Here is a 15,165-nt window from a genome sequence, read left to right as displayed (position 1 = left end):
TATGAGTCAAACTCAGGACCACGAACAAGAGACGCAGAATCTCACGCTCGTGCAGGCCGTTCGAGACGGTCTGTACACCGAAATGAAGCAGGACGAAGACGTGCTCGTGATGGGCGAGGACGTCGGGAAGAACGGCGGCGTCTTCCGCGCCACCGAGGGCCTCTACGAGGAGTTCGGCGAGGACCGCGTCATCGACACGCCGCTCGCGGAATCCGGCATCGTCGGCACCGCAATCGGCATGGCCGCCTACGGCCTAAAGCCGGTCCCCGAGATGCAGTTCTCCGGGTTCATGTACCCCGCGTTCGACCAAATAGTCAGTCACGCCGCACGTCTCCGTACCCGGAGTCGCGGTCGGTTCACCTGTCCGATGGTCGTTCGCGCACCGTACGGCGGTGGCATCCGCGCGCCGGAGCACCACTCCGAGTCGATGGAGGCGTTCTACACCCACCAGCCCGGTCTGAAAGTCGCCATGCCGAGTACGCCCTACGACACGAAGGGGATGCTCATCTCGGCCATCCGCGACCCGGACCCGGTCATCTTCCTCGAACCGAAGCTCATCTACCGCGCGTTCCGCGGTGACGTGCCCGAGGAGGACTACGAAGTGCCGCTCGGTGAGGCCGCGACCCGCAAGGAAGGCACCGACATCTCGGTGTTCACGTGGGGTGCGATGACTCGACCGACGATGGAAGCCGCAGAGCAGTTGGAAGGCGAAATCGACGTGGAAGTCGTGGACATCCGCACCGTCTCGCCGCTCGACACCGACACCATTGTCGAGTCGTTCAAGAAGACGGGTCGCGCGGCAGTCGTCCACGAGGCACCCAAGACGGGCGGTCTCGCTGGCGAAATCGCCGCGACGATTCAGGAGGAAGCGCTCCTCTATCAGGAGGCTCCCATCGAACGCATCACCGGTTTCGACACGCCGTTCCCGCTGTACGCGCTCGAAGACTACTACCTGCCAGAACCGGCCCGCATCAAGGAAGGCATCCGCGACGCGGTGAACTTCTAACATGGTACGCGAGTTCAAGCTTCCCGACGTTGGCGAAGGTGTCGCAGAGGGCGAAATCGTCAGTTGGCTGGTCGAGGAGGGCGACGAAGTCTCCGAAGACCAAGCGGTCGCCGAAGTCGAGACCGACAAGGCCATCGTGGAGGTCCCGTCGCCGGTCAACGGCACGGTCCGCGAAATCATCCCCGACGAGGGCGAGATGGTCAAGGTCGGCTCGGTCATCATCACCTTCAACGTCGAAGGCGAAGACGACACGAGCGAGACCGCAGAATCGCAGGAAGAAGTCTCCGAAGAGCCGGAAGTCTCGGCGGACGAAGAATCCGAAGAAACCTCGACTAGTGACGGCCGTGTCTTCGCCGCACCGAGCGCGCGCCGATTGGCCCGCGAACTCGGCGTAGACATCACGACAGTCGAGGGAACCGGCCCGAGCGGCCGCGTGACCGAGAACGACGTTCGAACTGCGGCGGAATCCGGTGGCGAGGACGCAGCGACCGCAGACGCAGCGGAGTCCGACGACGAGAGCGACTTCGAACCGGCTGAAGTCGAGGAACCACCAGCGTCGGCCGCAGGCGGGGCCGCGGGTGGCGCACCCGCACAGGTCGAATCCGCAGACCGTGAGAAGACGCTGGCCGCACCTGCGACCCGACGCATGGCCGAGGAGCAGGGCATCGATATCAACGCCGTGCCCTCGACCGAGGAGCGAGACGGCCAAGCGTTCGTCACGCCCGAAGCGGTCACGGAGTACGCCGAGGCTCAACAGCAGGCCCAAGCCGCGGACTCCGCCGCACTCGCCGCTGGCGAGACAGGCCCGCGCGAGGAGCGCGTGGCCTACAAGGGTATCCGACGCACCATCGGCAAGCAGATGGAGAACTCGAAGTACACCGCGCCCCACGTCACCCACCACGACTCCATCGACGTGACGGAACTGGTCGAGACGCGCGCGGACCTGAAGGAAGTCGCCGAAGAGCGGGGTATCCACCTGACCTACATGCCGTTCATCATGAAGGCCATCGTGGCCGCGCTCAAGGAGTACCCCTACCTCAACTCCGCGCTGGACGAGGAGAACGACGAAATCGTCCTGAAGAACTACTACAACATCGGCGTGGCCGTCGGCACGGACCACGGCCTGATGGTTCCCGTCGTGGACGACGTGGACAAGAAGGATATGCTCCAAATCGCCTCGGACATGAACGAGAAGGTCCAGAAGGCCCGGGACCGCTCCATCGCCCGCGAGGAGATGCAGGGCGGCACCTTCACAATCACCAACTTCGGTGCCATCGGCGGCGAGTACGCGACGCCGATTATCAACCACCCGGAGGTGGCCATCATGGGTCTGGGAGAACTCAAACAGCGTCCAACCGTCGTGGACGGCGAAGTCGAAGCGCGCTACACGCTCCCGATTTCCCTGTCCATCGACCACCGCATCATCGACGGCGCGGTGGCGGCGGAGTTCGCCAACACGGTGCTGGAGTACCTGCACAACCCGAACCTGCTCCTGCTGGAGTGAGTTCGGTCGCTCCCGTCTGACTTCTCTACCTGTTTTCGTTCTTCGTCGCTGTTGCTCGCGGTGGTCATTCTCTGCTGGCGAAGCTATTACTGCCTGCCCGCCGTGTGTCGGCGCATGCCCTTCCAACTGACAGAGCCCCAGCGAACGCTCCGCGAGGAAGTTCGGGAGTTCACCGAGCGCGAAATCCGGCCGAAAGCTATCGAAGCCGACCGAAACGAGGAGTATCCCGAAGAGATACTCCAGAAACTCGGCGACCGGAAATACACCGGTCTCACGCTCCCTGAGGAGTACGGCGGCCGCGGCGAGGGACTGGTCGAACTGGTCGTCCTCACCGAAGAACTCGCCGCTGGACAGATGACCGTCGCCAGTGCGCTCGCGTTGAATCTCGGCGTCGCCACCGTAATCGAGCGGTTCGGAACCGAGGCGCAGAAAGAGCAGTATCTCCCCGAGATGGCGACCTACGAAACCGTCGGCGTCCTGGGATTGACGGAAGCAAACGCCGGGTCGGACAAGTCCCGGATGGAGACCACAGCCACCAAGGAAGGCGGCGAGTGGGTGCTGAACGGCCACAAACAGTGGGTGACGAACTTCCTGCACGCGGATGTCGTCCTGACCTACGCGAAGACCGGTGTCGATAGCGACACGTCCCAGAACGTCAGCGCGTTTCTGGTTCCCACCGAGCAGTTCGAAGTCGAGGAAGTGTGGGAGACGCTCGGCGCTCGCACGGTGAAATCCCCTCGCGTCCGACTCGAAGACGTTCGCGTCCCCGCAGAGAACCTCGTCGGCGAAGAGGGGCACGCCCTCCGCCAGCGCGGCCAGATTCACAACGGCGTCAACGTCCCGGCGCGCGGCGTCGGCATCGCCCGCGCCGCGCTGGAGGATACTGTGGCCTACACCAGCGAGCGCGAGCAGTTCGACCAGTCTATCGGCGACTTTCAGGGCGTCCGGTGGCGCGTCGGCGAGATGGCTCAGCGGGTCGATTCGGCGCGCTTGCTGACGCTCCGCGCCGCCGATAGAGCAGACCGCGGTGAGGACCCGACCCGCGAGTTCGCGATGGCGAAAGTTCACGCGACAGAGGCCGCCGTGGACAACGCCAACGACGCGATGCAACTCCACGGTGGGAAGGGATACACGAAGGAGCATCACGTCGAACGGTACCTACGGGACGCCAGATTGCTGACCATCGCTGGCGGGCCGAACGAACTGCATCGGAATACGCTGGCGGACGCGGTGTACGACGGCTGAAAGGGTGTTTTGTCGGAGGGAGTGGGAGAACGGAGTATCCTGGTTACGGTCTCGCGCAGACCACCTCGTGTTCTCGGCCGGTACGCAGTCGTTCGACGACGCTGAACTGGGAAAGATGCTCTCGGAGAGAAAGTGCTTCGTGACGGACGAAGGTTAACTCTCCATCCGGAGCGAGTACGTCGTGGACACCTGCGAACAACTCGGAGAGGACACCGTTGCCCGCGTATGTCGGCGGGTTGCTGAAGACCTTGTCGAAGGTCGCGCCTGCGACTCCCTCGGTGCAGTCTGCGGTCACGACTGTCCCCTCCGCTCCTGACGCTCGAAGGCTCCGCTTTGCGCACGAAGTTGCGACCACGTCATCGTCGCTGAGCCAGACCTCGCAGTCTACGGCGAGCGCGACGTAGGTCCCGATTGCACCGTAACCGCAGGCGATGTCGAGGACGCGGTCACCTTCCTCGACGGTGCTACTCTCCAGCAACAACCGCGTCCCATCGTCGAGTCCGTCCGCAGCGAACAGTCCGGGCGTCGTCACGAGTTGGAGGCCTTCGCCAGCGACAGTCGGTTCGAGCGTTCGGAACGTGACGTAGGACGGTGGTTCGAAGACTCGGGGTCGGGTCGCTTCGAACAGTCGATAGCCGTTCCGGTCGGCGAGGCAGGTAACGCTCCCCGCTATGTCGCACAGTTGCTCCTCGTACCTGTTGAGTCCGGTTTCCTTCGACGCGGCGAGGTAGAGGCTCCCACCGGGTCGAAGCACGGAGAGTGCGTCCGCGATGCGCTGCTTTCCGACTGTGATTGGCGTGTATCGCTTGGGAGCGTAGGCGACTGTGTCGAACTTCGGTTCGAGCGTCGTGAGGTCCGCACGGAGGGAGACTGATGCTTCGACGTCGTTTTCTCGAACGTTGCGCTCGCACAGTCGGGAAGCACGGGCACTGGTCTCTGTCATCTCGACGCTGTCGGCGGTGTCGGCGAGAATTACGCCGACGACGCCGTAGTTCGCTTGCGGACAGAGAACATGCCCAAGTTCACGGTCCCATAGCGATTCGAGTATCAGCAGTTCTGCGTCTCGAAACGACTGCTTCGAGACGACGCCGTCGGCAGTGTGAAACAAGTACTGTGACCGGGCGTCGGTGACGTGTGATTCGAGGGCGAGTTCGTAGGGCGCGTGCCTCATTGTTTCCACCCCCGGTTCGATTGCTGGCTCTCCGTCTCGGCGTCGTCTGTCGGAAGTCGGTTGACGGGGTGCTGTCGGTGGCGGTGCTGTCGTAGTCGAACGGTTGCGTGCATTGCGTTGAGTCGGCTAACTTCGGGCTGTTGACGAACGAAGCAACCCACGCGCTACGCGAAGCGTCGTGACCGAGAGAAGCGGCACAGACACAGCTACGCGCAGGGCGCGGAGCCAAGTACCAAACAGCGTGACGGCCCGACTGAATCACGACCGCTCACGTTCGGTCGTGTCGTCGAACCGCCCACAGTTGGCGAGTCAGCCGACCTCGTTCTGCGAGTGCCCGCAGTTACGAGTTCGACCCGTAGCCGTTGTTCAACGTATCAACTGCTTTTCTCACTTGTAACTAAAACATTCCCGTTCGGAGAGTGAACGGTGACCGAAGGTTCGCGGTCGGAACGCACCGAGCAACCGAATTCGTGGCCGCTATGCGTGCTACGATAACACACACTTCCCACCGCAAAATCCGCCTGATTTTTCACACAGAAGCCCGATTTTCCACGTAGATGGTCGTTGGAGACATCTCTACTGGAACGGACGTGTTGGTCATCGGCGCGGGACCGGGCGGCTACGTCGCCGCGATTCGCGCGGGCCAACTCGGCAAGGACGTAACGCTGGTCGAAAAGGACGCCTACGGTGGGACTTGTCTGAACTACGGCTGTATCCCGTCGAAGGCGATGATTACGGCCTCGGACCTCGCCCACGAGGCGGGCGACGCCGAGGAGATGGGCATCTACGCCGACCCCGACGTCGAGATGGACGAGATGGTCGGCTGGAAAGACGGCGTCGTGGACCAACTCACCGGCGGCGTCGAGAAGCTCTGCAAGGCCAACGGCGTCTCGCTGATGGAGGGCCGCGCGGAGTTCGCCAACGAGAACAGTGCCCGAATCGTCCACGGCGGCGAGGGTCAAGGCTCCGAGACCGTCGAGTTCGAGGAGGCCATTATTTCGACTGGAAGTCGCCCAATCGAGATTCCCGGCTTCTCGTTCAGCGACGACCCTGTGCTGGACTCCCGGCAGGCACTCGCGCTGGACGAAGTCCCGGAGAGCCTCGTCATCGTCGGCGCGGGCTACATCGGCATGGAACTCGCGGGCGTCTTCGCCAAACTCGGCACCGACGTTACGGTCGTGGAGATGCTCGACTCCGTGCTGCCGGGCTACGAAGACGACCTCGCGCGCCCTGTCAAAAAGAAAGCCGACGAACTCGGCATCGACTTCCACTTCGGCGAAGGCGCAAGCGAGTGGGAGGAGTCCGGCGACGGCATCACCGTCATGACCGAGGACGAAGACGGCAACGTCGCGGAATATGGCGCGGAGAAGGTGCTGGTCGCGGTCGGTCGCAGTCCGGTCACGGACACGCTCGAACTCGACAACGCTGGCATCGAGACGAACGAGGCTGGCTTCATCGAGACGGACAACCGCGCTCGCACCGAGAAAGACCACATCTACGCCATCGGCGACGTGGCGGGCGAACCGATGCTCGCGCACAAGGCCAGCAAGGAAGGGCAGGTCGCCGCTGAGGTCATCGCAGGCGAACCCTCGGCGCTGGACTACCAAGCAGTTCCGGCGGCCGTCTTCACCGACCCCGAAATCGGTACTGTGGGACTTACTGAGGCCGAGGCCGAAGAGCAGGGCTTCGAGCCAGCGGTCGGCAAGTTCCCGTTCAACGCCTCCGGTCGCGCGCTGACGACGGGCCACGCGGACGGCTTCGTGCGGATTGTTGCGGACGAACCGAGCGGTTTCATTCTGGGCGCCCAGATTGTGGGACCAGAAGCCTCCGAGTTGATTGCCGAGATTGGACTCGCAATCGAGATGGGTGCCACGCTGGAGGACGTTGCGGCGACGATTCACACGCACCCGACCTTGGGCGAGGCTGTGATGGAAGCGGCGGAGAATGCGTTGGGGCACGCGATTCACACGCTGAATCGGTAACAGACTCTATAGTCTCTCGCACGTCTGTTTCGAGCCTACTTGCCTAGTCAGGCTTCCTCGTCAGGTGTAACACTCGGAGAGTGAGTTTCTCGATAACTTTGTTTAGCGGTTTCGACGGGGTGAGACGGTCGAAGTGGTCTCGTGTAAACGTGACGTGCAGTCCCGACAGCGGGCTACCGTGCAGTGATTATCAGGCATCATCACTTTATGGGCAACTTTCGAAATCGCAGTTAATTAATGAGCGTCATCGTAGAGTTCTCTATCGAGAGCGACGAATTTACTCTTGGGAGGGCGCTCGCTGAACCTCCAGGGATGGATATCGAATTCGAACGAATCGTTCCGCTGGCTGATTCCGTCGTTCCATTCGTGTGGGTCAGCGGTGGTGATTTCGAAGTCTTCGAAAACCACGCTGTAAACAACCCGTCGATTCAGGAGATCGTCGCAGTCGATCGCGTCCGCGACCACACGCTGTATCGCATCGAGTGGGTCGGAGAAGACGACGACTTGATTCAGTATCTCGCCGACGCTGGCGCGACCATTCTCGAAGGATACGGGAACAATGGCTGGGAGTTCCGGTTACGGTTTCCGAATCACGAGATGCTCTCGGAGTTTTACAACACGTGCACGGAAAACGAGATCTCGATTCACATAGACAGAACGTACACGCTCACCGAAAAGACCGAGTACGGACGAACGTTCGACCTCTCGCAAGAGCAGCGCGAAGCCCTCGTCGCAGCACTACAACAAGGGTATCTCTCCACGCCGAAGGAGACGAATCTCGAAGCGCTCGCCGAGCAGTTCGAGGTGTCGCAACAGGCAATGTCCAATCGGATTCGGCGAGGGACGGAACAGGTCCTGCGGGCGGTCCTGGTGACTTCGGCTTCTGACTTGGGCTAAGTATTTAATAGAGTTGTTCGTTCAACAAACAGTCTATTACTCCTCTACGTGGAACACATATCCGCTCCAATGTCACCGACGCGTGATCGGCAAGCGCACGATGCTGCCGACGTCGATCGACTATTCTCGGTCGTATCGAGTGCACAGCGGCGTGGCGTCATCGACTACTTCCGCACGTCGTCCGACTCGACCGCATCGCTCGAGACGCTCGTCGACCACATCGTGTCAGACGAGAAGCAGACGAAAGCCGAGCGCAGAAAGCGGGTGGCGACGCACTTGCATCACTCCGCGCTACCGAAACTGACCAGTGCAGGGGTCGTGGAATACGACGCACAGAGTGGAACTGTTCGCTACCGTGGTAGAACGCGCGTTGAAGACCTGGTAGATTACGCTACTCGTCTCGAAGCGAACGATTCCTGAGCGACGAGAAACGCACAGCAAGGCGCACGTCTGTGGACCGCGCGGGGCTTTCGAGCATTTTTCTTGAAACCGTCGCAACCTCGCCACGTGCTTCGAATCGTCACCGTCGGTTCGGTTACTCCCCGAAGGAAAGTGGTCCGTGAGCGCGATAATCTCGTAGTCGTCGAGGCGGATTCTCGCTCGACGCGGGGACCGTCGAACCCGAGGACATACGGGGCGACGAACACCGGGTTCTGTCACACCCGACGCCCTTTTACCCTGTTCCGCAAAACACACGCCCATGAAGGCAGTCACGCTCGGTCCCGAGGGGACCTACTCCCATCGCGCGGCCAGCGCAGTCGCCGACGAGGTGGCGTTCCGCGAGTCGGTCACGAGCATCGTCGAAGCAGTCGCCGAATCGGAGTTCGACCGCGGCGTGGTCCCCATCGAGAACAGCATCGAGGGGAGCGTCACCGAGACGCTGGACGCCATCGCCGACCACGAGGTGTCCGCGGTCAAGGAAATCGTCACGCCGATTCGTCACGCCTTGCTCGCCCAGTCCGAGGAGTTCTCTGTCGTCGCCAGTCACTCACAGGCTCTGGCGCAGTGCCGGTCGTACCTCGAAGCCGAGTATCCCGATGCGGACCTCGAAGCGGTCGCCAGCACCGCTCGCGGCGTCGAACACGCCCGCGAGAATCGCGACGTGGCAGGTATCGGTCACCCCGACAACGCGGGCGAGGACCTGCAAGTCATCGCCGAGGGCATCCAAGACCGCACGTCGAACGCCACGCGCTTTTTCGTCGTCGCGCCCACCGACCAGTCCTCCCAAGCGGGCGGGAAGTCCTCGATAGTCGTCTATCCGAACGCCAACTACCCCGGTCTCCTGCTCGAACTGCTCGAACCGTTCGCCGACCGGGACATCAACCTCACCCGCGTCGAGTCCCGCCCGAGCGGCGAACGCCTCGGCGACTACGTCTTCCACGTCGATTTCGCGGCGGGCCTGTACGAGGACCGCGCACAGGAGGCAATCGCCGACATCGAATCCATCGCCGAGAACGGTTGGGTCCGCCGCCTCGGTTCCTACGACACCGAACACGTCCTGTACTGAACGGAGCTGAATTTTTAAGACGAAACGCGTCGAACGTCCGATGGGCAAAGACCGCCCGATGGGGGTACTATGGCACGACGTAGAAATCCGTTCGACGAACTCGAAGAGATGATAGACCGAATGAGTCGCCAATTCGAGGACTCGATGTCCAGCGGCGACTGGACCAAGTTCGGCGGGCGCGCCGAGATGTCGATGGACGTGGCCGACCACGGCGACGAGTACGTCGTCACCGCGGACCTGCCCGGTTTCGAGCAGGACGACATCGACGTATCGCTGCGCGAGGACGTACTCACGATTAGCGCGGAACACGCAGAAGAGACGGAGGAAGCCGAGGAAGACGACGGTCGGTATCTCCGGCAGGAACGCCGCCACCAGTCGGCCAGTCGCTCCGTGACGCTTCCCGAGAGCGTAGACGAGACGGGCGTCTCCGCGACGTACACGAACGGCGTCCTGACGGTGACGCTCCCGAAGATGGAGGCTGAAGAGGAGGACTCGACGCACATCGACATCGGGTAGCCGACTAGGGAAGATACCTCGCCGAGTCGCCGCAAGCACAAATGGCTTACCGCGCTAGACGAATCGTCGGGTATGACACTCGACGCAGGCGACGGCGCGCCGACCGTGGAAGCGACCAACCAGCGCGGCGAAACCGTCTCGCTCGACTTCCAAGCGCCGACGGTGCTGTACTTCTACCCGCGCGACGACACGCCGGGTTGCACTGTGGAGGCCAAGCAGTTCAACACGGAGCTAGAGACCTACGAAGACGCAGGCGTCGCCGTCTACGGCGTCTCGACAGACGACGTAGCGAGCCACGAGGAGTTCGCCGAGAAGTACGACCTCGGGTTCGACCTGCTTGCGGACCCCGATAGCGAAATCGCGGAGGCGTTCGGCGTCGATACGTCTCGTGGGGCCGCAGAGCGAGTCACGTTCGTCCTCGACGGCGGCAAAGTGAAAGCCGTCTACTCCGGCGTCGAACCCGACGGCCACGCCCGCGACGTACTCGGTGACATGTTGGACGACGGTCTGGTCGTGCTGGATTGAATTTAGAGGAGCGACTCGATTTCGTCGGCAGTTTCGCCGACCAGCGACTGCCAGTTTTCTGGTCGTTCGCCACCTCGCTTGGGCGGTTCGAGCGGGAACGTGACGGGATGGAATTCGACGTGGTCGAAGGCGTCCGCCGCAGTCTTGCCGACGAACTCCGCGACTTCGCGCTTCGAAGATACACCCCCGGACGCGAGGTCGTAGTAGCCGGTGAACACCTGACAGACGAGGATTTCGTCGTAGCCTTCTAACTCGCCCTCCGAGACGTAGTAGAACAGTTTCGCAGTATTGTTCGCCGGGTCGGCGCGACGCCACTCCAATTCGACGGCGACGAATCGCTCGTCATTTTCTCCGACAACGTCTACTGGCGTGCGACGAACCCGATGTTCGGTCTCCCAGTCGAGACTCGGCCGTCGCTCTCGGAGGTCGTCGCGGAGTTTGTCGCGCACGTCGTCGGCGAACTCGCCCACGAGCTGGGCGAACTCACGGATGACACCTCAACGTTTCGACTGCTGGGCAACTTTTGCCGCTATCGAACAGGTGGACCAGTCAGGTGTGAGCGTTCTTTTAGCTGGGTAACCATTCTCTGTACATGAGCTACGACCCACGGAACATCGAGCGAAGGTGGCAGAATCGCTGGGCGGAGGAGGGTCGATACGAAGCAAATCCCTCCGACAGCGACGACGAGGCCACCTTCGTCACCGTTCCCTACCCCTACCCCAGCGGCGGGATGCACATCGGCCACGCCCGCACGTACACCGTCCCGGACGTGTACGCTCGATATCGGCGCTTGCAGGGCAACAACGTACTGTTTCCCATCGCGTGGCACGTCACGGGGACTCCGATAATCGGTGCCGTCGAGCGCCTGAAGAAGGGCGAGGCGGACCAACTGTCGGTGCTGAAAGACACCTACGAGGTGCCCGAGGAAACCTTGCAGGAGTTGGAGACACCGATGGGGTTCGCCCGCTACTTCATCGAGAACCACTACAAGCAGAACATGCAGGCGCTCGGTCTGTCTATCGACTGGCGGCGCGAGTTCACCACGAACGACGACCGCTATTCGAAGTTCATCACGTGGCAGTACGAGACGCTGAGAGACAGGGGACTGCTGGAGAAGGGACTGCACCCCGTGAAGTACTGCACAGTCGAGAAGAACCCCGTCACGACCCACGACTTGTTGGAAGGCGAGGAGGCAGAGTTTCAGGAGTACACCCTCGTCAAATTCCAAGACGAGGAGGGTGTCGTCTACCCGATGGCGACGCTGCGGCCGGAGACTGTTCGGGGAGTGACGAACGCTTTCGTGGACCCGGACGCAGAATACGTGCAGGCGACCGTGGACGACGAGGAGTGGGTCGTGAGTGCCAAAGCCGCGGAAAAACTCGAACTACAAGCCCACGCTGTCGAAGTCGAAGACGAGTTCGCTGGTTCGGAGTTGGTCGGCGGCCACGTCGAGAACCCCGTCACGGGCGAGGACATCCTGTTGCTCCCGGCGTCGTTCGTGGACCCGGACAACGCGACTGGCGTCGTGATGTCGGTGCCCGCACACAGCCCCGACGACTACGTGGCGCTCCGGGAGATACAGGCCGACGGCGCGGCAGAAGACCTCACCGAGTACGGCATCGACCCCGAGGCGGTCCGCGCTATCGAACCCAAGCCGATTCTGACTATCGAGGGCTACGGAGAAATTCCGGCGAAGGACGCCGTCGAAACCGCGGGCATCGAGGACAGCGACGACCCTGACCTGCACGACGTGACGGCCGACCTCTATCAAGCCGAGTTCCATAGTGGCCGTCTCCACGACGAGTACGGCGAGTACGCGGGGAAAGTTGTCGAGGAGGTCCGAGACGAGTTGAAAGAGAACTACCAGTCCCGCGGCGCGTTCGGGTCCATGTACGAGTTCAGCGAAGAAGTCGTCTGTCGCTGTGGCGGCGACGTAGAGGTCGCCAAGCAGGAGACGTGGTTTCTGCGGTACAACGACTCAGAGTGGAAAGCGAAGACTCACCGAGCGGTCGCGCAACTGGACGCCATCCCCGAGAACACCCGCGAGCAGTACGACCACACCATCGACTGGCTGAACGAGTGGCCAGCGATTCGGAACTACGGGTTGGGCACTCGACTGCCGTGGGACGACGAGTTCGTCATCGAACCGCTGTCGGACTCGACCATCTACATGGCCTACTACACCATCGCGCACCGACTGGACGACGTGCCTGTCGAGGAGATGGGCCGGGAGTTCTTCGACACGCTCTTTTTCGGCCCTGAAGCCGTGGAAAAGCCAAATCCAACCGCTCTCGACCTGCGCGAAGAGTGGGACTACTGGTACCCGGTGGACTACCGTTGCTCGGGTAACGACCTCATCAGCAACCACCTCACGTTCTACCTCTTCCACCACGCGGAACTGTTCGAGGAACCGAAGTGGCCCCGTGGCATCACCGTCATGGGGATGGGACTGCTGGAGGGCGAGAAGATGTCGTCCTCGAAAGGCCACGTCGTCCTGCCGAGTACGGCTATCGAGACGTACGGCGCGGATACCGTACGGTTCTTCCTGCTGAACGCCGCCGAACCGTGGCAGGACTACGACTGGCGGGCAGAACAGGTCCAATCGACCCACGACCAACTGGCGCGGTTCTGGGACCGGGCCAACGAGATAATCGAGGGCGGCGAGGCGCGGAGCGACTCGCAACCGAGCGACGAGCGCGAACTCAAGCACATCGACCGCTGGCTACTGTCGAAGCTCCAATCGACCGTTCGTACCGCGACGGACTCGATGGAACGCTTCGAAACCCGGAGCGCCAGCCAAGCGGTCTTCTACGACTTCGAAGAGCATCTGAAGTGGTACCGCAAGCGCACCGACCTCGGCAGACCGGGCGCGAAGTGGACGCTTCGCGAGGTTTTGCGCACACGCCTGCGCCTGCTGGAACCGTTCGTTCCCTTCTTGGCGAACGAACTGTACGAGCGACTGGAAGGAGCGCCAGCAGACGACGCGAACTGGCCCGAACCAGACCCCGAGTTCGAGAGCGTCCTGACCGAAGTCGAGGAGTCGCTGGTTGCTGACATGACTGCGGACGTTCGGGACATCGTCGGCGTCACCGACGCCGATCCGGAGACGGTACGCGTGTACGTCGCGGCCAACTGGAAGCGAAAAGTCCTCGAAGAAGTGCTTGAATCCGGTCCCGACGTGGGCGCAGTCATGGGCAAAGTGATGCAGTACGACAGTCTGCGCGAGAAGGGCAACGAAGTGAACGACCTCGTCCAAGAACTCGTGGCGGTCGTTCGCGAACTACCGGACGAGGAGGTCGAGGTGCTGGCCGAAATCGACGAGTCGGCGGTCTACGAGGACGCCCGGAGATTCTTCGAGCGCGAGTTCGACGCCGACTTCGAGATTTACGTGGAGGGCGAGGACGCCTACGACCCCGGCGACAAAGCTGGGAACGCGGTGCCGTTGCGGCCTGCGGTTCATCTAGAGTAGCCGCGCAGAAATCACGGATACACATAAATTGGATCGTCTCGTCTGCAGCATCGATGGTGGGGGGAAGACAGTCGTCAATGGCGAGCGTCCAGGCCGAGGAACGTACCGAGCGGTCACAACCGGACGTCGCTCGGTTCTACGACGCGACGCGGTGGGAGTACCGGACGTTCTGGCACTCGAACTCGATGCACTACGGGTTCCACGCCTCGCGGCTCGAACCGTTGTCGGTGGCCATCGAGAACTCGAACCGGTACTACGCCGACCGACTGGGTCCGAGCGTCGAGCGTGTCCTCGTCGTCGGTTGCGGGATGGGCGGGTTCTGTCGCGAACTCGCCGACCGAGGACTCGACGTGACCGGTATCGACCTCAGTGAGCGAGTACTCCGAGATGCGGACGACCACGTCGAGACGGGGGCGTTCGCCGTGGCCGACTACCATCGGCTTCCGTTCGGTGACGACGCGTTCGACGCGGTCGTCGGTATCGAGACCGTCTGCCACTGCGTAGAGTACGCGCTCGCTCTGGACGAACTGCTCCGCGTGGCGAGAGACCGAGTCTTGGTTTCGGACGGTTGGCTCACCGCCGACCTCGACCCACGAGACACGCGATGCGACGTCCGTCGGATGCTGGAAGGGTGGCGAATCGACCACCTGAGCACCTGGAGCGGGTTTGAATCGCTCCTCGAAGCGCGGGACCTCCAGTACGACTGGGTCGACCACACCGATTGGGTGCTTCCCTCTTCGGAGCGACAGGTGCTCCTCTCGTTGATCGGTGTCCCGCTGTTCTACCTCGCGATGCTACTCGGATTGAAAGCCGAAGACTCCTACCGGCAAGCGTGGACGCTCTACCATCAGTGGCGTTGTCTCTCCCGACGGACCATGCGCCATGGGGACTTCTTGATCCGAGTCCCGTCTGACGACGGGTGATGAGGGACCTCTGAGGGTGAGGCGGTGGCGCGAATCTTCTGGCGAACGTCAGACTCTCGTCAGACACCACCGTTTCCGTTGTTCCACTCGAAACCCGGTAGAACCGAGTCGTCACGTCGGTGAACGAAACTGTTGTCTCACAAATGTTTATCCCGCCGCTCGTCGATACGTCGTGGCATGAGTTCGGGGGAGAGCGAACAGGACGAGGAAGGAGTCGTGCCAGCACCAGCGAAGAAAGTGATGCGGACAGTGACACCGCCCTATCGGGGACGACCGGACGCCGAGATGACGACCATCGGTCTCGCCTACTTCCTCGGGTTGGTGATACTGCTGATTCCACTCTTGCCGTTTCTACTGCTGGTGTGGGTCATCTCGAAAGCAATCGAAGTCTTCCGTCGGGATACGACCGCGGACTGAGAA

General features: G+C 62.0%; 14 protein-coding genes. 12 read left to right on the top strand and 2 right to left on the bottom strand.

The genetic code is table 11. The features are described from left to right. Window position 1: 1 nt before the first annotated feature. The 3 genes from F7R90_RS16415 to F7R90_RS16405 all read left to right on the top strand — a co-directional run bounded on the left by F7R90_RS16415 (window position 2) and on the right by F7R90_RS16405 (window position 3,755). Window positions 2-1,006, top strand: a complete 1,005-nt coding sequence (locus F7R90_RS16415) for an alpha-ketoacid dehydrogenase subunit beta (protein WP_158058481.1) — start codon at window positions 2-4, stop codon at window positions 1,004-1,006. Window position 1,007: 1 nt separating this feature from the next. Further along, entirely contained in the window at window positions 1,008-2,510 is a 1,503-nt protein-coding gene (locus F7R90_RS16410; protein ID WP_158058480.1) for a dihydrolipoamide acetyltransferase family protein, read from the top strand. A 114-nt stretch (window positions 2,511-2,624) separates the two neighbouring features. Then, window positions 2,625-3,755: an acyl-CoA dehydrogenase family protein gene (locus F7R90_RS16405; RefSeq protein WP_158058479.1), complete on the top strand. Its 1,131-nt coding sequence runs from the start codon at window positions 2,625-2,627 to the stop codon at window positions 3,753-3,755. 43 nt (window positions 3,756-3,798) lie between these two features. Here the strand turns inward: F7R90_RS16405 and F7R90_RS16400 are convergent, their stop codons facing one another. Beyond that, window positions 3,799-4,926, bottom strand: coding sequence for a methyltransferase (locus tag F7R90_RS16400; RefSeq protein WP_158058478.1), 1,128 nt, complete (start codon window positions 4,924-4,926; stop codon window positions 3,799-3,801). Between the two features lie 557 nt (window positions 4,927-5,483). On the opposite strand from F7R90_RS16400, the gene lpdA reads away from it, so the two are divergent. From lpdA to F7R90_RS16375, 6 genes are all read left to right on the top strand, one after another. Continuing rightward, window positions 5,484-6,908: a dihydrolipoyl dehydrogenase gene (gene lpdA, locus F7R90_RS16395; RefSeq protein ID WP_158058477.1), complete on the top strand. Its 1,425-nt coding sequence runs from the start codon at window positions 5,484-5,486 to the stop codon at window positions 6,906-6,908. A 237-nt stretch (window positions 6,909-7,145) separates the two neighbouring features. Beyond that, a complete protein-coding gene (locus F7R90_RS16390) occupies window positions 7,146-7,805 on the top strand; it encodes a bacterio-opsin activator domain-containing protein (protein ID WP_158058476.1) in 660 nt (219 codons plus the stop codon). A gap of 69 nt (window positions 7,806-7,874) precedes the next feature. After that, the gene (locus tag F7R90_RS22915) at window positions 7,875-8,225 is read left to right on the top strand and encodes a DUF7344 domain-containing protein (RefSeq protein ID WP_449272369.1); all 351 of its coding nucleotides are present in this window, start codon (window positions 7,875-7,877) and stop codon (window positions 8,223-8,225) included. A gap of 280 nt (window positions 8,226-8,505) precedes the next feature. After that, the gene (gene pheA, locus F7R90_RS16385) at window positions 8,506-9,312 is read left to right on the top strand and encodes a prephenate dehydratase (RefSeq protein WP_158058475.1); all 807 of its coding nucleotides are present in this window, start codon (window positions 8,506-8,508) and stop codon (window positions 9,310-9,312) included. Window positions 9,313-9,381: 69 nt separating this feature from the next. Next, window positions 9,382-9,828, top strand: coding sequence for an Hsp20/alpha crystallin family protein (locus F7R90_RS16380; protein ID WP_158058474.1), 447 nt, complete (start codon window positions 9,382-9,384; stop codon window positions 9,826-9,828). A 72-nt stretch (window positions 9,829-9,900) separates the two neighbouring features. Further along, window positions 9,901-10,353 carry a peroxiredoxin gene (locus F7R90_RS16375; protein ID WP_158058473.1) on the top strand — a complete coding sequence of 151 codons (453 nt, stop codon included), beginning with the start codon at window positions 9,901-9,903 and terminating at the stop codon, window positions 10,351-10,353. A gap of 2 nt (window positions 10,354-10,355) precedes the next feature. Here the strand turns inward: F7R90_RS16375 and F7R90_RS16370 are convergent, their stop codons facing one another. Beyond that, window positions 10,356-10,823: a hypothetical protein gene (locus F7R90_RS16370; protein ID WP_158058472.1), complete on the bottom strand. Its 468-nt coding sequence runs from the start codon at window positions 10,821-10,823 to the stop codon at window positions 10,356-10,358. 122 nt (window positions 10,824-10,945) lie between these two features. Here F7R90_RS16370 and leuS point away from each other — a divergent pair, with 122 nt between their 5' ends. From leuS to F7R90_RS16355, 3 genes are all read left to right on the top strand, one after another. Beyond that, the gene (gene leuS, locus F7R90_RS16365) at window positions 10,946-13,822 is read left to right on the top strand and encodes a leucine--tRNA ligase (RefSeq protein ID WP_158058471.1); all 2,877 of its coding nucleotides are present in this window, start codon (window positions 10,946-10,948) and stop codon (window positions 13,820-13,822) included. Between the two features lie 77 nt (window positions 13,823-13,899). Continuing rightward, on the top strand, window positions 13,900-14,745 hold the full coding sequence (locus tag F7R90_RS16360; protein WP_192498343.1) for a class I SAM-dependent methyltransferase: 846 nt from the start codon (window positions 13,900-13,902) through the stop codon (window positions 14,743-14,745). Between the two features lie 177 nt (window positions 14,746-14,922). After that, window positions 14,923-15,162, top strand: coding sequence for a DUF7535 family protein (locus F7R90_RS16355; protein WP_158058469.1), 240 nt, complete (start codon window positions 14,923-14,925; stop codon window positions 15,160-15,162). The last annotated feature ends 3 nt before the right edge of the window (window positions 15,163-15,165 follow it).

The sequence above is a fragment of the Halorussus halophilus genome (genome assembly GCF_008831545.1).
GTDB classification, from domain to species: domain Archaea; phylum Halobacteriota; class Halobacteria; order Halobacteriales; family Haladaptataceae; genus Halorussus; species Halorussus halophilus.
This window is presented reverse-complemented; position numbering and strand designations above follow the sequence as displayed.